Source organism: Streptomyces sp. AC627_RSS907 (genome assembly GCF_019049165.1).
Genome location: NZ_JAGMUE010000288.1, coordinates 57,744 through 74,644, shown reverse-complemented (window position 1 = coordinate 74,644; position 16,901 = coordinate 57,744). Strand labels below are relative to the sequence as shown.

At 70.7% G+C, this 16,901-nt stretch carries 9 protein-coding genes and 1 pseudogene; 1 reads left to right on the top strand and 9 read right to left on the bottom strand.

All coding sequences use genetic code 11. From position 1 onward, the window contains the following. The 9 genes and pseudogenes from KUM32_RS34080 to eccD form a co-directional block, all read right to left on the bottom strand. A pseudogene (locus KUM32_RS34080) lies at positions 1 to 2,971 on the bottom strand (hypothetical protein); the annotation flags it as partial. 1 nt (position 2,972) lies between these two features. Continuing rightward, positions 2,973 to 3,323 carry a hypothetical protein gene (locus KUM32_RS34075; RefSeq protein WP_217145790.1) on the bottom strand — a complete coding sequence of 117 codons (351 nt, stop codon included), beginning with the start codon at positions 3,321 to 3,323 and terminating at the stop codon, positions 2,973 to 2,975. Between the two features lie 2 nt (positions 3,324 to 3,325). Further along, complete coding sequence (locus KUM32_RS34070) at positions 3,326 to 3,817, bottom strand: YbaB/EbfC family nucleoid-associated protein (RefSeq protein WP_254406525.1); 492 nt, start codon at positions 3,815 to 3,817, stop codon at positions 3,326 to 3,328. Positions 3,818 to 3,889: 72 nt separating this feature from the next. Continuing rightward, a complete protein-coding gene (locus KUM32_RS34065) occupies positions 3,890 to 7,807 on the bottom strand; it encodes an AAWKG family protein (protein WP_217145789.1) in 3,918 nt (1,305 codons plus the stop codon). 67 nt (positions 7,808 to 7,874) lie between these two features. Next, on the bottom strand, positions 7,875 to 8,348 hold the full coding sequence (locus tag KUM32_RS34060; protein WP_217145788.1) for a type VII secretion system-associated protein: 474 nt from the start codon (positions 8,346 to 8,348) through the stop codon (positions 7,875 to 7,877). Between the two features lie 111 nt (positions 8,349 to 8,459). Next, positions 8,460 to 8,780, bottom strand: coding sequence for a WXG100 family type VII secretion target (locus tag KUM32_RS34055; RefSeq protein ID WP_217145787.1), 321 nt, complete (start codon positions 8,778 to 8,780; stop codon positions 8,460 to 8,462). A 114-nt stretch (positions 8,781 to 8,894) separates the two neighbouring features. Next, the gene (locus tag KUM32_RS34050) at positions 8,895 to 9,245 is read right to left on the bottom strand and encodes a hypothetical protein (RefSeq protein ID WP_217145786.1); all 351 of its coding nucleotides are present in this window, start codon (positions 9,243 to 9,245) and stop codon (positions 8,895 to 8,897) included. Positions 9,246 to 9,596: 351 nt separating this feature from the next. Beyond that, positions 9,597 to 11,081 carry a type VII secretion protein EccB gene (gene eccB / locus KUM32_RS34045; RefSeq protein WP_217145785.1) on the bottom strand — a complete coding sequence of 495 codons (1,485 nt, stop codon included), beginning with the start codon at positions 11,079 to 11,081 and terminating at the stop codon, positions 9,597 to 9,599. Between the two features lie 20 nt (positions 11,082 to 11,101). Beyond that, the gene (gene eccD, locus KUM32_RS34040) at positions 11,102 to 12,499 is read right to left on the bottom strand and encodes a type VII secretion integral membrane protein EccD (RefSeq protein WP_217145784.1); all 1,398 of its coding nucleotides are present in this window, start codon (positions 12,497 to 12,499) and stop codon (positions 11,102 to 11,104) included. A 263-nt stretch (positions 12,500 to 12,762) separates the two neighbouring features. On the opposite strand from eccD, the gene eccCa reads away from it, so the two are divergent. Next, complete coding sequence (gene eccCa / locus KUM32_RS34035) at positions 12,763 to 16,749, top strand: type VII secretion protein EccCa (protein ID WP_217145795.1); 3,987 nt, start codon at positions 12,763 to 12,765, stop codon at positions 16,747 to 16,749. Positions 16,750 to 16,901: the final 152 nt, after the last annotated feature.

Here is a 16,901-nt window from a genome sequence, read left to right as displayed (position 1 = left end):
GGGTGGAGGCGGGTGCGGGGCTGGAGGCGGTTTCGGTCGGGCGGGGCGGGGTGCCGTGCTCCGCCGCCGCGGTGTCCACGGGCGTGGGCACGTAGGAGTACGGGCCACTGCGCACGGGCTGCCTGGTGGCGGTCGAGTCGGGGGAAGAGGGGGTGACGGACGAGGACGTGGGAGTGGTTGGTGTGGTGGGAGTGGCCGGGGCGGCCGGGTTGACCGGGGTCCCCGGGGTGACGGGGGCCGCCGGACCGGTGGGGGTGGTGGGAACGGCCGAGCCGGCGGGCACGGCGGCCGGGTTGACCGAACCAGTGGCGCCAGGGGCCGGGTCGGCGGGCACGGGCGGGGCGTCGGGCCCGCCGACGCGCACATCGGCCGACGCGACCGGCGGTGTGATCGTGGCGCCTGTGCCGGGCGGGGAAGCGCTCTCGGGCGATGTGCGGTCGGGTACCGGGGTGTGGACTCCGGCGTCCCGGCCGTCGCCGCTCGGGCGCCCGGGGACGGCCTGCGGCTGGTCCGTTCGGCCCTGAGCCGTGTGCTGGACGGTTTCGTCGACCCTTCCGCCCCCTGACGGGGCGCCCGCCGTCGACAGCGGATCGGTCACCGGCGGTGATGTCACGTCCGTGACGGGGGCGGCGGCGCCCGGCGTGGTCCGGTCCGGCTGGGGCTGCTCCGCCTCCGCGGCGGGCGCGTGGTGCGGGTCGGTGCCCGGCTGTGGGGCAGTGGTGCCGCCCGGAGCCTGGTACGACGGTCCCGCGGCGGTGAGGGGCGGCGGTTGGCCGGCTGTGGACGCAGGTGCCCCGCCGGGGGCCGCGTCCGCGAACCGGTCCTGCTGCGAGGACATGCCCTCCGGCGCCGTGAACGGTGTGCCGGAGGAGATCCGCGAGGAGTCGGCGGCAACGGGGTCCGTGCCCGTGAGCGCGGCAGGAGGCACGACGGTGCCGGTGCGCGTGCCGACCGTGCTGTCGATGTCCACCGGGGCGCTGTCCGGCGCGGGGAGGAACGGCGCGTCGCCGGCGGCGGTCGCGGAAGAGCCGGACGTACCGGTATCCCCGTCCGCGGGGATACCGGAGGGCGTGAGCGCCGAGCGGACGGAGTCGGTGAGCCCGCTCGTCGGTTCGGCCGCCGTACGCGGGGACGCTCCGCTCGCGGGCGGGTCGGCGACCGGCGTGGAGGCCACGGGCGTCGTCGGATCGGCGGCGGGGAAACCGGTGCTTCCGGTCGGCTGGAGGAAGGTCGCGTCACCGTGGTCCGTGACACGGGACGCGGCGCTGTGGTCGTCGACGAACACCGGGCTGTGGTCGTCGACGAACACCGGTGAGACGTCGCTGACGTCGTTCAGGTCGGCCACGTCGGTGAAGTCGCTGACGTCACTGGCGTTGCTGACGTCCACCACTTCGCTCGGCGCGCTGACCTCACTGAACACGGACGCCCCGTCGTCCGACGGGGCGTCATCGGCGACAGGGGGGTGAGCGAGGGCGGGGTTGTAGGTGACCGCGGAGTCGTAGGTGACCACGGGCTCGGCCGCGGGAGTGGAGTCGTGGGCGACCGCCGGGTCGGCCGCGGGAGTGGCCGGAGAGGCGACCGGAGGGGCGGTCGGCGGCGCCGGGTAGCCGACCGGGGGGATCGCGGAGGCGGCCGGCGTGGGCTGGTGGAAGCCGGACGGCAGCGGGAGGGCGGACACCCCCGGGAGGCCCGTGGCAGAACCCGCCGGATCGGTCGTGACAGGGTCGACCGTGACCGGGGCGACCGGTGTCGGGGGGACCACCGTCGGATCGGCCACCGCCGTGTACGAGGGGTCCGCACCGCTCGAACCGGAACTCGTGACAGTGGGTGTGTACGGCAGGCCGTCGACGCCTGTGGGAGGTGGCGTGTACGCCACGTCGGCGGCGTCCGCCCCGGTGGAACCGGAGGCACCCGGACCGCCGGCACCGTTTTCGGACCCGCCGGTACCCGTCATCCCCGAAGCGCCGGAACCACCGACCCCGCCGCCACCGGCCCCGGACCCGGACCCCGCGGAGTTGGTGTCCTTGAACTTGTTCTTGTCGAAGACCGCCTCGTGGAATTTCAGACCCCCCTCACCCAGCCCGGTCTCAGCCGCCTGATGGAAGGCACCACTCGTACCGGCACTGAGGAACGTCCCGGCGCTGAGCGCGAACTTGCCTTCGTAGGCGAGCTTGGTGAACGCCTCGGCGAAGGTTTCGGCCTGTCCTTCGTTCAGGAAGGAGGTCGAGAGCTCGAAGGTCTCCTTCTTCCACTTCGACCCGTCCTTCAGCAGAGACTTCGCGATCGGTTGGGCCGCTTGTGAGAAGGCCCCTCCGAAGAGTCCAGCGAAGGCCCCCAGGACAGCGGACTTGCCGATGTCGGAGCCGTCGAACTTTTTGCGCTGCATCTCACCTGACGGCAGAGTCATCGACATGATCTGCGCGGCGAAAGTGGTGAACGCCTCCTGCACCGACTCGAGTACGACCGACAGCGGCGTGGGAATCGCCCGGTTGAGCCTGTTGAGGATCAACATGATCGCCGCCGCGGCCCGTGCCCGGGCCGCGGCCACCTGCAGGGCCGAGGTACCGCCGGTGAAGGCGGACGTAATCGCGATGATCAGCAGCTCGAACTGCAGGTTGTACCACTCGATCAACGCCTCGTACTGCGCCTCGCGCAGGCTGAAGGAGAGGTCGCTGCGATGGTCGGCGCGCTCGTCGAGGTCGTCGGCCATCTTCGCCAGGTGATCGATCCCCTGATCGTCGATGAGGTTCTTGACGCCCTCCTTGAAAGCCCGGCCCACATCCCCCGGCAGCTCATTTCCCACAGCGTTCACGGCATCCCCGATGGCCGCCGACCAGTCGCGCAGCGACTGACCCGTACCGGTGAGGGCATACCTGCTGGAGAACGCCTTGTCGGGGTTGCCGGTGGGCAGGCTCGCACCGGTGGCGACCTCGACGAATCTCTCCAGGCCGGGGGGAATGCCGGGAATCATGTCAGTGCTTTGCTCCGTTCCCGGAAGCGGTTGCCTGCTGAATGCTGTCGAGAGCGTCCATCTGCGGAAGGCGCGTCTGTTCCGCTTCGGCGAAGACCGCGTCGACCAGCCCCGTGAAGGCGTTGGTGATGGAGGCCAGTGCCTCCTTGATCTTCTCCTCCTCCTCGCGGATCTGCGGGCCCACCTGGTCGGCGAAATCGTCGCCTTCCCCTTCCGTCCCCCACCAGCCGGCGTGCGCGGCGGAGGCGCGCTCGAACCGGGGGATCAGGGCATGGCACAGCTCCACCGCCTCCGCGATGTTCTTGGACCGGTCCCTGATCCGGTCCACGTCCGCCGTGTAACCGGCACCCATGGCTACATCCCTTCCCTTCGCCTCGTGTTGTCGACGGTCCCGTACACCGGCACGTCCCCGTCGTCGTGGATCTCGTCGCGCAGCCGGCTCATGGGGGTGCGGGTCGCGGCCCGGGACGGGCCCTCCAGCAGCGAGCCGAAGATGTCGTTCCAGTCCACCTCCACGTCCTTCAGGCCGGTGCCGCCCGGAGAACGGTCGATGACCGGTCCGACCAGATCGACCACCTGCCGCGCCATCTGCGCACGGGCGGCGTTCACGGCTTCCAGAACGGCACCCGAGAGCTTCGCCGGCGGCATGGTCCGGTACTTGCCGTCGAGGAACTCCAGGTGCGTCAGGTCGCCCTTGGCTCCCACGGTCACCCGCACGGACCGGTCGGACGAACGGGCACTCGCCGAGGCCTGGTTCAAGGAGTGTCGCGCACGTGCCACGGCCTCCTCGGTCTCCTTCAGTCGCGCCATGGTCTGGGCGACCCGCTCCTCCATCGACTGACTCAACGCCGACTCCTCACTTGTCGTCCGGTGTGGTGTGGTGGGGCGGTACGGGGCACCCGTGCGGTCGTGAGGCCGTCACCGGCCCAGCGCCTGGGGCACGCCGCCCTCGTCGGTGCCCCACACGTCCTCGTCCTCGGGCAGCCAGGCCGTACGCTCCCGGTCCCCCTGGCTCTCGGTCTGTTGTCCGCCGCCCATGGGGGCGCCGCCCATCGGGGGCATGAACGGTGCGCTGCTCGCCGTCTGCATGCCACGTGTCGCGACGGCGTGCTCCTCGTCCTCGACGGTCTGGGCCGGGCCGGCCGCCCTCGCGGTCCGGGCGGTGGTGGGTTCGACGACGGTACGGACACGTTCGCCGGCCGTACCGCCCTGGGCCATCGGCGACATCATCCCCGGCGAGCCGGTGCCCGCGTACGGGCTGCCCGCGGAGCCCGCCGAGCCGGCGGAGGTGTCCTGGGAACGACCGAGGGCGGAGGACAGGTCGTCCTGGTTGTAGAGGTTGTCGGTGAAGGCCGACGCGTAAGGGGAAGCGGTGGAGGTGCCAGTGGGAAGGTATGCCGAGGCGTCGTCGTGCTCGGGCAGTGCCGCGATGCGCTGCCGGATCAGCTCCTCGTAGTCCGTGCCCTGCTGGGCGGTGTCGTCGTAGGCGGCCTGGATCTCGTTCATCCGTGCGTCGTACGCGGTCCGGGCGTCCTGACGGGCCTGCGCCGCGTCCGCGCGGGCCTGCTCCCGGGCGTCCTGTGCCGCCTGCTTCTCCTGCTCGTACTCCCGCTTCGCCTCGGCTTCCGCGGCGTCGGCCCGGTCGACGGCGTCCTGCTCCGCGGCGTCGATCTCGGCGATCCGGCGGTCGTGGTCCTCGCGAGCGGTGTCCTCGCTCACTCCTGCGGCGAGCCGGCGCTCGTACTCCTGCCTGGCCTCGGTCCGTTCCTGCTCGGCCTGTTCACGAGCCTGGTCCCGGTCCTGCTGCGCTTCGGCCTTCTGCTGCTCGTACTCCTGCTTGGCCTCCGCCTGCTGCTGATCGGCCTGCTGCTCCGCCGCGTCGCGTTCCGCCTGGGCGTCTGCCTTCTGCTGCTCATAGTCGGCCTGCGCCTCGTTCTTGGCCTGCTCGGCCTCCAGCCTGGCCTGCCGCTGCTCTTCGAGCTGCTCGGCACGGGCCTGCTCCTGCTCCCGCTCGACCTCGGCCTTCTGCTGCGCCTGCTCCTGCTCGGCCGCCGCCTTCTCGGCTTCCGCCTCGGCCTTCGCCGCCTCCTGCTCCTGCCGGGCTGCGGCCTTCTCGCGCTCCTGCTCGGCCTTCGCGGACTCCTTCTCCGCCTCAGCCTCCGCCCTCTGCTGCTCCTGCTCCTGCTTCGCGGCGGCCTTCTCCCGCTCCTGCTCCGCCTTCGCGGCCTCCTTTTCCGCGGCGGCTTCTGCCTTCTGCTGCTCCTGTTCCTGCTTCGCCGCGGCCTTCTCCTGCTCGTTCTGCGCCTTCGCGGCCTCCTGCTCCTGCTCGGCCGCCTCCTTCTCGGCTTCCGCCTCGGCCTTCGCCGCCTCCTGCTCCTGCCGGGCTGCGGCCTTCTCGCGCTCCTGCTCGGCCTTCGCGGACTCCTTCTCCGCCTCAGCCTCCGCCCTCTGCTGCTCCTGCTCCTGCTTCGCGGCGGCCTTCTCCCGCTCCTGCTCCGCCTTCGCGGCCTCCTTTTCCGCGGCGGCTTCTGCCTTCTGCTGCTCCTGTTCCTGCCTCGCGGCGGCCTTCTCCTGCTCGTTCTGCGCCTTCGCGGCCTCCTGCTCCTGCTTCGCCGCCGCCTTCTCCCGCTCCTGCTCCACCTTCGCGGCAGCCTTTTCCTGCTCCTGCTCGGCCTTCGCGGCCTCCTTGTCCTTGGCCGCCTCCGCCTTCTGCTGCTCCTGCTCCTTCTTGGCCGCGGCCCGGTCCCTCTCCGCGTCGGCCCGCTGCTGAGTCGCCTGCTGGGAGGCCAGAGCGGACTGCTCGGCGGCCTGCTGCTTCGCCTCGGCACGGTCCTGCTCGTTCCGCGCCTTCGCCGCCTCCTGCTCCTTCTTCGCCTCCGCCTTCTCTTTCTCCTGCTCCGCCTTCGCGGCCTCCTTCTCCTTCGCCGCCTCCGCCTTCTGCTGCTCCTGCTCCGCCTTGGCCGCAGCCTTCTCCTTCTCCTGCTCCGCCTTCGCCGCCTCCTTCTCCTTCGCCGCCTCCGCCTTGGCCGCCTCCTGGTCCGCCTTCGCCGCGGCCCGGTCCTTCTCCGCGTCGGCCCGCTGCTGAGTCGCCTGCTGGGAGGCCAGAGCGGACTGCTCGGCGGCCTGCTGCTTCGCCTCGGCACGGTCCTGCTCGTTCCGCGCCTTCGCCGCCTCCTGCTCCTTCTTCGCCTCCGCCTTCTCCTGCTCCTGCTCCGCCTTCGCGGCCTCCTTCTCCTTCGCCGCCTCCGCCTTCTGCTGCTCCTGCTCCGCCTTGGCCGCAGCCTTCTCCTGCTCCTGCTCCGCCTTCGCCGCCTCCTTCTCCTTCGCGGCCTCCTGCTTCTCCTTCTCCTGCTCGGCCTTCGCGGTCTCCTTCTCCTTCGCCGCGTCCGCCTTCGCCGCAGCCTTCTCCTCAGCCGCCTCCGCCTTCTCCTTCTCCCGTTCCTCCTTCGCCGCGGCCTTCTCCTTGGCCGCCTCCGCCTTCGCCGCGGACTTTTCCTCGGCCGCCTCCTGCTTCTCCTTCTCCTTCTCCTTCTTGGCGTCGGCCTTCTCCTTCTTGTTCTCCTCCTTGGTGGCGATGTCCGACAGGGACCGCTTGTCCTTGTCCGTCACAGTGGCGTCGAACGCTGCCGACGCCGTATGCAATGCATCATTTATTTTCGTGATGGCCTGGGCGCCGGCCGCCCCCAGCACCTGCTGCGCGGATTCGTTCCAGCGCCGAACCGCTTCCTCACCGATCTTCTTCCAGGTCTCCATGTCGTCGATCACGCCGTAGGACTTACCGCCGATGGCGATGTCGACCTGGAAGCCGGCAGCGGCACGCACAATGGTCCGGTAATGCCGCGGCCCCCCTTCGGTGTCGAACTCCGTGGGGGTGATGTTCTTGTCCAGGACATGCATACGGGCCTCTTGCAGCATGTCGTACAGCCAGCGGTGCGGGGAGCTTTCGGGCCGCCAGGCCCGCCAGGCCGTGTGCAGGTCGTTCGCGGCGTTGTAGAGAAGCGTCTGCGCCTCGGCGAGGGCGCGCGCCGGCTTCGAGGTGACGACGTTGTCCTCCAGCATGCTGGACGAGCCGTGGTCGCCGCCGCCGACCTGCTCGGCGTAACCCTTGTAGTTCTGCGCGAGCTTGTGGATCAGTTCCTTGAAGATGCTCGCCCCGGTACCGGCCCACGACTCGCTGCCGTCTCCGATGTCCTTCCTCTCCCACTGCCCGACGGTGTCGGCGGCGTCCTCGAAGAACTTGACCACCCGGTCGAACGTCTTCGCCGCGTCGTTGAAGGACCCGAGGTCGACCGCGTCCCCGTCGGCCACGGATATCCCGTGCTTCTCATACCCCTGAGTGGTGAAGGGCCAGAGCATCAACTGCCACAAGGCGTCGGAGGAACCGTTCACGTACTGCGCGAGAGGCTGCGTGTTCCACTCGACGTAACCCCCCTCCTTGTTCCATCCGCCCTTGTCCTTCAGGTACTCACTCGTCTTCTCCGTTCCCTGCAGCACATCGTCCCCACTGGGCGGAAGGGCGCTGCCGGACCGCCCGATGAACGTGATGTGCACCCGGTAGGCGTCGAGCTTCGTGCCGGCGGACGCCTGATCGTGGTGGTCGTAGTTGCGGTAGAACGGGATGGTGTAGTCCGTGCCGTGGGTCTGCCAGCCGCCCGACGCGATGAACCCGGAGACCGGGGCACGCCCGACGCGGTCGAGCCGGACATGCATCAACGGAATGTCGGCGTTTCCCTTGAGATGGTCGAACAACGCGCTCCGCTCGGGCAGGACGTAGCCCGTCAGCATGTCAACTGCCTTTTTCCAGTTGTCATCGTTGTTCCGCTGGGCGTCGACCATTTCAGTACTCCGGGGCGGCATTCAGGAAAACGGATGGGGTGAGTCTGCGCGTCCCGCTCCGGGGCGCCTAACTGCTCTTCGTCCCGGCGCCGGTGGTCGAGGCCGCGGCTTGGGACTGCTCACTCAGGTCACCTTGTACGGGCTCGAAGATGTCGGTGAACCTGGTGGCCGACATCTTCTCCAGGCTCGCCTGCTGTTCCTGCTTCATCTCCGTGATGGTGTCCCGGAGTGCCTGCTCGATGTCCCCGAACAGCACTTGGTGGTCCTTGATGACCTTGCTGATGCCCTCCGCCAGCGCCTGGATCGCCTTGTTGAGCGAGGCGCCGGCGACACCGCTGCTGTCACCCGCCATCCGACCGATGGCCAGGGGCTTGGTCGACGCCAGGGTGCCGGGGGTCAGCTTTCCCTCGGCGATGTAAGTGATCGCGTTCCCGTTGGCATCGTCCTTCATGATCTTCGCCAGATCGTTCGCGAACTCTTCGATGTGATTCTTGATGAACTGGTTCAGGAAGTCGCTGTCGAGAACCGTGGTCTTGGCCATGACCTTTCCTCTCCACACGAGATGCCGCGGCGTCCAGCGGCCGGACGACCGAGGTCGTCGGTCCCGGCCCGGCACGGCCGGGACCGACGACATCCGGGACTCGGTCGGTGCTCAGCCGCCGATCTTGACGGTCGACCAGGACTGCGCCCGGCTGGCCTCGCGGCGCTGGTAGTCCCCGGAGATGTCCCCCAGGAGGGCGCTGTGGGTGCTCAGGAGCCTCGAAATGTTCTCCACGGCCTGGTTCCACGCGGCCTGCACCCGGGCGTAGACGTCCTTGTCGTCACCGATCCAGCTCTCCTTGAGCTCGCCGAGCTCCATGTCGAGGTTGCTGACGATGGTGGCGATGGCCTGCGACTGCTGGATCATGTCCTGCCCCGCGTTGTCCGCGTGGTTGTAGTCGACATGGATGAAGCCGTCAGTGAAGTTGCTCATGTGGTCCTCGTCTTCGCCGATTGGGTGGCAGTTCCCGTCGGGCCAGTGGGCGAGGCCCGCGGGGTGAGCGGTCGAGCGGGTGCCGACGGTGGCGTTCGCCGTCGGCGGCGGGGCCTAGACGCTGGTCGTGGTCGTCCCGTTGAGGGCGTCGAACACGGATGTCGAGCGGGAGTACGCCGCGTCGATCGCCTCGTTCGCCGAGCCCTGCATCAACTGGTTGTCCTTCAGGGTGTTGTTGAGCTCGTCGACCATCTGGTCCATGTTCTTGAGGATGGTGTCGACGTGACCGTCCCACTGCGCCAGCAGCTTCTGGAATCCGCCGCCGTCGGCTCCCTGGTAGGCGTTGGCGAGGTTGCCCGAGGTGCTCTGCACGTCCTGCTGGCACCGGAGGACGGCACTGAAAGCCATCTCCAGCGCCATGATTCCGTTGCGTGTCGCCTGCTCTTCTGACTGCTGAATGGCCATGGAAAGAATGCCTTTCGGTGGGAGTCACCGAGCCATGGGCGCCTACGGCCCATGGGCCGGCAACACAGCTGCGCCGGCACGTCGGATCACCGGATCATGGGGACCAGATGCTAAACAGAGTTTCCTGGCGATGGCAATTACTCACCCGCGCTCCGCCAGGTCGAATAGCCATCCTCAATAGCGCTCAATAGAGCGGCAATCCCTTTTCGTGGACGCTCTATTGAGCACCACTCCGTCGAGGTCCGGACGGATGGGACATTCGCCGCCGCCCCGGTCACCGCCGGTCAGCGTGGCGCCACGTTGCGTCCGGGGAAAAGTTTGAGGTTTTCCTGAGGTGCGCGGGAGGCCACCTCAGTCGTCCGTCGCGCGCGCCGGGCAGCGCAGGCTGGTCCGTGCCGTCCCGTTCGACGCCGCGGCCGTGGAGAGGTCCGGTCCGCTGGGGAGCATGGAGAGCAACTGGGCGGGGACGGCGACGCGTTCGGCATCGCCGTAGCCCAGCGCCTTCAGCGCGTCCTGGGAGGTGACGCGGTACTTGATCCCGTCGTCGGTGACCACGTACGTGGTGTCCCCCAGGACATTGCCGCCGGCTCCCACCGCGTTGACCAGGGCGCCCTTCCCGGGACGGACCGCCACCGCCTCCACCGCCAGGCAGGCGGGCCGGACCTGCGGCGCCGGAACCTGCGCGGGCTGCGGCAGCGCGGTGTCCGGCAGCAGCCGCACGTCCACCGCGAGTTCGCCGTCGGCCGAGACGACGCCCGCGCAGGCCACGGCGCCGGCGGGCACGGGGACCAATCGGGGCGGCGTGGCGGGCAGACCGGCGTCGGTGACCGCGGCGGAGGGCGGGGCCAGGTGCTCGCTCAGCGCGTCGGCCCCCAGGGTGCGTACGGTGACGTCCCCACCCGCGTACGCCTTCGCACGCGTCCGCGGGTCACCCATCAGCAGAAGGGCCTCCGTGTCGCTGACGGGGACCAGACCCTCCTTCAGCAGCAGGTGGTACCGCGGGGCGGAGCCGGGGACGGTCACCCGGAAGAGCTGGCCGATCCGGCTGCTCCGCCCGGCGAGCGAGGGGCCCTGCGACCCCTGACCGGGCACCTTGAGCGCGGCCAGGTCGGGCCCCTGCGGGAAGGCGTCGAGGAAGGCGGCCGAGACCGGGCGCGGGTCGGTGGCGCCGTAGCCGAGGGAACCGGCTGCCTGGGCGGGCGCGTCGAGCCGCAGCCGCATGCCCCGCCACAGCAGGTACGAGGTCCGGCCGGGACCTTCCACCAGGACCGCTTCCGATGTTCCGAGGCCGCGCCCGCCCGGGACCTCGTCCGCCCCGTCCGCCCCGATGGCGAGGGCCGTGGCGGGCTGCACGACATCGGTACTGCGGGTGCGCAGCGCCGAGCACACCAGCCAGGGACCGTTGTCCAGGTCCGCCGGTGTGGGCAGGGTCTCGGGACCGTCCGGGATGCCCAGGGGCGTGCCGTGCGGAGTGCCCTTGAGCGAGGAGGTGCGCACCGTCTTGACCGTCAGCTCACCACCGGCGATCAACTGGGCGGATGCGAAGTTGCGTACGGGGCGCAGCCGTCCGTCCAGGTAGAGATAGCGGGCGCCGGTCTGCTCGTCGAGGACCAGGTTCCGCGAGGAGCGCCAGGTGTCGTTCCCGCCGGGTCTGACGAGCCCGAAGACGAAGAAGCCGGCGCAGAGCAGCAGGGCGATGAGGACGCCGATCGCGGCCCCGCGGTTGGTGCGGCCCAGCGGGCTCTCGGGTTCGTCGGGGTCGCTCCTGAGCATGGCCGAGGCCAGCCGGCCCATGATGAACAAGTGCGCCTGTATCTGGTCACGTTTGCTGTGCATGTCGCCGTTCTCCGAGGTCGTCAGCCGTTGAGGCCGCGCAGATAGCCGTAGAGCCCCACCGACCAGAGCAGCAGCGGGACCAGGCTGAGGGCGGCGAGGGAGTGCAGCAGTTCGGCCGCCCGTCCCCAGTAGGGCAGCAGCCGGCGGCCGGGCACGGTCCAGGAGGCGACGACCACCACGACGGCCAGGCCCATCAGGCCGGCGGTCAGGGCGAGCCGGTCCCCGGCGTCGACCGCCCGGGCGGCGGCGAAGATCAGCAGGACGGCGCCCCAGGCGCCCGCGGCGGTCAGCGACAGGCGCTGCCAGACGTTGCCGAGGCCCCTGCTGTGCAGGAGCAGCAGCAGGGACAGGGCGATGACGGTGCAGATCTCGGCGGGACCGGCGGAGACGAGCAGGCCCGTCAGACAGGGCAGGCAGAGGATGCCGATCGCGCCGTAGAACGCGGTCATCCAGCCGTCCGCCAGGGTCGACCGCTCCTCGACCTGGGCGGCCGGGTAGGGGTCGATGCCCTGCTGGAGCTGCTGGACGTTGGTCGGCAGGGGGGGCATGCGCATGCCCGCCAGGCGGAAGGAGAGCGAGGGGACGAAGCCCCCGAACAGCACGAGGACGACCGCGACGACATTGGACGTCTCCGCGATGCCGAGGCCGGCCAGCACCAGGCCGGCGCCGAGCGCGCCCGCGACGGCCAGGGTGGCCTGGCCCAGGAAGAGCGCCGGGTACATGCCCACCGCGGCCAGGGCGAGCACCGCCGCGCCGCCTCCGCCCGCGCAGGCGGCCAGCAGCCGGGAGCCGAGCACCTCGTGGCCGTCGGCCCCGCCCAGCCCGCCACCCGGCAACAGCCATCCGGCCAGGGCGAAGTAGGGCCCCGCCATCAGGCCGAGCAGCGCGCCCGCCCCGGAGTCGCCGACGGCGCGGGTGGCGGAGCCGGCGCCCGCGACGAGGAGCATCCCGGCGACGGCGGCGACCAGGGACCTGGCCCAGCCGGGCGCCCCGGGCAGGGCGAGGACGACCAGGCCGACGACGAGGACGGCCACGGCCAGACCGTGCAGCAGGCGCCGGCTCGCCTCGGCGGACCAGCCGTGGGGGCGCCGCCGCATGCTCGTGGAGATGCCGTCGACGAGGTCGTCGAGGTGGACCTCGGGCAGCGCCTCGGTGTGCGGCCGCAGGTAAAGCCACTCGCCGTCACGCAGGCCGAGTGAGTCCAAGGTACTCTCAGGGTCGAGCGGTGGGCCGCCGAGGCGTTGCAGTACCCAACCTCCGTGCTCCAGCCCGGACTCCGCCAGGTCCTCCCCTCCGTAGCCGATCACAGTGGGCAACAGATCGGCGACGGGGACGTCGGAGGGCACAGCCAGGTCAACGGTCCTGGCCGGTGCACGTACGGTGAGGCGGCACAGCGAGGCCGCCTGAGTATCTGTCATGGGTGGTCACGCTCTCTGCAGACCCGGTGCGGGTGTGACGGAAGCTGGATCGGGCGCGCCGGCCAGGCTGCCGAAAGCAGCGAGAAATGTGAGCGGGGCGCGTGTGCCGTGATTTCTACGCCACCACGCAGGAATACGCAAGCGCGCTAGCCGTCCGGTTTCCCGTAGCCACCTTTCGCAACGCTTCTTTTCGTCCTACAGCAATGTCGGACATCCCTTTCTCGTATTTCCCCGGACTTCTTTGAGGAGGCCATTCCTTGAGCGTGATCCTGTTCCGGAGGCCGGCCCGCCGTCGCGGCCCGGAACTGCCGTCCGGAGAGCTGAGTCTTCAGGAGCCGCCGACACTTCCGGAGGTCGTGCCGGACAGTTCCGCAGTGTGGACGTACCTGCCGATGGCCCTGATGTCGGTGTCGATGATGCTGATGTTCATGCGTCCGGGGATGAGCGGCGCGAGCGGCGGGTTCATGTACGTCGCGCTCGGCATGATGGTGCTGGGGTCCGCGGCGATGATGGTGGGCCAGGTGATGCGCCGCAACGCCGAGCGCAAGCAGCGGACGAAGGGCGAGCGCCGCGACTACCTGCGCTACCTGGCCCAGACCCGCCGCAAGGTGCGTGCCTCGATCGGGGAACAGCAGCGCGCGCTGGCCTGGCGGCATCCGGAGCCCGGCACACTGTCGTCCCTCGTGCGCACCACCAGGCTCTGGGAACGCCGGGCGTCCGACGAGGACTTCGCCGAGGTGCGCATGGGGGTGGGCGACCAGCGCATCGCGATGCGGCTGACCCCGCTCGCGACGAAGCCCGTCGAGGACCTGGAGCCGCAGTCCGCGCACGCGCTGCGCAGCTTCACCCGGGCCTACTCCACGGTGCGCGACCAGCCGGTGGCCATCTATCTGCGGGCCTGGTCGAAGGTGCTGCTGCGCGGTGACGAGGAGGAGATCCGGGGCCTGGTACGCGCGTTGCTGGCCCAGCTGGCGGTCTTCCACTCCCCCGACGACCTGTGGATCGCGCTGTGCGTGTCGGACGAGCGGCGGACCGAGTGGGAGTGGGCCAAGTGGCTGCCGCACAGCCTGCACCGGCACGAGCAGGACGGGGCCGGCCCGGCCCGGCTGATCACCTCGGCCTTCGGAGAGCTGGAGAACCTGCTGGGCCCGGAGTTCCAGGAGCGTCCCGCCGCCGACCCGGAGGCGGTGCCCGGCCGGGAGGAGCCCTACATGGTGATCGTCCTGGACGGGTCCTCCGTGCCGGGCGGCCACCGCTTCGACGGCCACGGTTACCGCAATGCCGTGGTACTGGACCTGTCGGGGGCGCTCGCCTGGAAGCCGGGGCGGACCACGCTGCGGCTGGAGGTGCTCGACGGCGCGGTGTCGCTGGTCCGTACGGACCGGGACCGCAAGGAGCAGACGGCGCTGCTGGGCCGCCCGGACCGGATGGGCCCGGCCGGGGCGGCGTCGCTGGCACGGCTGCTGGCGCCGTACCGGATGAGCGTGGGAGGGGACGACGCCAAGCCGCTCTCCACGGACGTGGAACTGACCGCGCTGCTGAACATCCCGGACCTTTACCGGCACGAGCCGGCCACCCTGTGGGAGCGGCACACCGGCAGTGCCCGGCTGCGGGTCCCGATCGCGGTGAGCAGCGACGGCAGGCCGCTGGAGCTGGACATCAAGGAGTCGGCGCAGGGCGGTACGGGGCCGCACGGCATGCTCATCGGGGCGACCGGTTCCGGCAAGAGCGAGCTGCTGCGGACGCTGGTGCTGGGGCTGGCCCTGACCAACTCCTCGGAGACCCTCAACTTCGTCCTGGTGGACTTCAAGGGCGGGGCGACCTTCCTGGGTCTGGACGAACTCCCGCACACCTCGGCGGTGATCACCAACCTGGCCGACGAGGTGTCCCTGGTCGCCCGCATGCAGGACGCCCTGCACGGCGAGCTGATGCGCCGGCAGGAGCTGCTGCGCGCGGCGGGCAACTACACCTCCGCCCTGGAGTACGAGAAGGCACGGCAGTCGGGGCTGCCGCTGCAGCCGTTGCCGAGCCTGTTCGTCGTCGTGGACGAGTTCAGTGAACTGCTCGCCGCGCACCGCGACTTCATGGAGCTGTTCGTGATGATCGGCCGGCTCGGGCGCAGCCTCGGGGTGCATCTGCTGCTGGCGTCCCAGCGGCTGGACGAGGGACGGATGCACCAGCTCGAAGGCCACCTGTCGTACCGGATCGGTCTGCGGACGTTCTCCGCGATGGAGAGCCGCGGGGTGCTGGGTGTCCCGGACGCCTACGAGCTGCCCTCACAGCCGGGCAGCGGCTTCCTCAAGAGCGGCGTGGACGCGTTGACCCGGTTCCGGGCGGCGTACGTCTCGGGCCCGTACCGGCAGCGGCACCGCAGCCCGGCGGTGCTGGCGCAGGTGGCCCGGCAGGTGGTGCCGTGGACGGCCGACTGGGTGGTGCCGCGGGCTCCGGCGGACGGCGGACCGGTGGAGGAGGGCGAGGACACCGCGTCCGGCGCGGACGCCGCCGACGAGGGTGACACGCTGCTGTCGGTGGCGCTGGACCGGCTGCGGGCCTCGGGTCCGCCCGCCCACCAGGTCTGGCTGCCGCCGCTCGACACACCACCGACCCTGGACCAGATCCTGCCGCCGGTGGCTCCCGATCCACGGCACGGTCTCACCACGACCGACTGGCCACTGCGCGGCAGGCTGACAGTGCCGGTGGGCATCGTGGACCGGCCGTTCGACCAGTTGCGGGACCTGCTCACCGTGGACCTGTCGGGGGCCGGCGGGCACGTGGCCGTCGGCGGTGGCCCGCAGAGCGGCAAGAGCACGCTGCTCAGGACCGTCATCACCGCCCTGGCCCTGACGCACACACCGCGCGAGGTGCAGTTCTACTGCCTGGACTTCGGTGGCGGCACGCTCGTCGGCCTGACCGGGCTGCCGCACATGAGCGGGGTGGCGTCGCGCGTCGACAGCGAACGGGTGGGCCGCACCCTCGCCGAGGTCAACTCGATCCTGACCCGGCGGGAGCGGTTCTTCATCGAGCAGGGCATCGACTCGATGGCCACCTACCGCCGGCGCCGTGCCGCGGGCGAGTTCCCCGACGAGCCGCACGGTGACGTCTTCCTGGTCGTCGACGGCTGGTCCACCGTCCGGCAGGACTTCGACCGTCATCTCCCCACCTTCGGCGCACTCGCCGCGCGCGGACTCAACTACGGCGTGCACCTGATGATCGCGACCGCCCGCTGGGTGGAGCTGTCCTCGGCGGTCCGCGACCAGATCGGCACCCGGCTCGAACTGCGCATGGGGGATCCGATGGACTCGCAGATCGACTCCCGCAAGGCGGCGACGGTACCGCGCAGCCCGGGGCGCGGTCTGACGTCGGACAAGCTGCACTATCTGGCGGCGCTGCCGCGCATCGACGGAGTCGAGGACGCCGAGGACCTGGCGGAGGGCGTGGCGGGGCTCGTGGCCTCGATCGCCGAGAGCTGGACGGGACCGGTGGCGCCCCAGGTGCGGATGCTGCCGGCGCGGCTGCCCCTCACCGAACTGCCACCGCCTCCCGCGCAGCGGCCCCTGCGGATCGCCATCGGCCTGGACGAGAACGAGCTGGAACCGGTCTGGCACGACTTCAGCGAGACCCCGCACCTGCTCGTGGTCGGCGACGACGAGTGCGGCAAGACCAACCTGCTCCGGGTGGTCGCCAAGGGCATCACCGACCGCTACACCCCGGCCGAGGCCCGGATCATGGTCGTGGACTACCGGCGCGAACTGGTGGCGGCCGTTCCCGAGGAGTACCGCATCGGGCACGCCGTCTCCTCCGACATCCTCAAGGAGCTGATCGACGGAGCGGCCCAGGCGGTGCGCGGCCGGCTGCCGGGCGAGGACGTCTCCCCGGCCCGCATGAAGCTCTGCGACTGGTGGACGGGCCCGCGGCTGTTCGTCCTGGTCGACGACTACGACATGATCGGCTCCGGTCCGATGACGCAGCCGTTCGCTCCGCTGCTCGACCAGCTCGCGCTGGGCTGGGAGGTCGGACTGCACATCGTGGCGGCCCGCTCGTCCGCCGGCGCCGGCCGCGGCCTGGGCGAGCCGATGCTGCGCAAGCTCCAGGAACTCAACACGCCCGCGCTGCTGATGTCCTGCCCGCCGAGCGAGGGCTTCCTGTTCGGCAGTGTCAAGGGCCGTGAGCTGATTCCGGGCCGCGCGCTGCGTATCGCCCGCCGCAAGAGCGTCCAGGTGCAGACGCCGCTGTTGGAGGGATCCCGGTGACGGCACGGGGTGGCCGGGCCGACACCCGCCGACCGGACCGCGCACACCGCCGGACACCCTGGCACGGTCACCGCGCGAACACTCGTCCCGGCCCCGTGCGCCCGCCCCGCCACGAGGACGGCCGGCACCGGCCCGCCGCCCGGTGCCGGCGC

What these genes read in the sequence shown, in the direction of transcription:
- KUM32_RS34055 (WP_217145787.1), bottom strand. Translation starts at nt 8,780, where the DNA reads ATGAGCAACTTCACTGACGGCTTCATCCATGTCGACTACAACCACGCG.
- KUM32_RS34065 (WP_217145789.1), bottom strand. Translation starts at nt 7,807, where the DNA reads ATGGTCGACGCCCAGCGGAACAACGATGACAACTGGAAAAAGGCAGTT.
- KUM32_RS34075 (WP_217145790.1), bottom strand. Translation starts at nt 3,323, where the DNA reads ATGGGTGCCGGTTACACGGCGGACGTGGACCGGATCAGGGACCGGTCC.
- eccB (WP_217145785.1), bottom strand. Translation starts at nt 11,081, where the DNA reads ATGCACAGCAAACGTGACCAGATACAGGCGCACTTGTTCATCATGGGC.
- KUM32_RS34050 (WP_217145786.1), bottom strand. Translation starts at nt 9,245, where the DNA reads ATGGCCATTCAGCAGTCAGAAGAGCAGGCGACACGCAACGGAATCATG.
- eccD (WP_217145784.1), bottom strand. Translation starts at nt 12,499, where the DNA reads ATGACAGATACTCAGGCGGCCTCGCTGTGCCGCCTCACCGTACGTGCA.
- KUM32_RS34060 (WP_217145788.1), bottom strand. Translation starts at nt 8,348, where the DNA reads ATGGCCAAGACCACGGTTCTCGACAGCGACTTCCTGAACCAGTTCATC.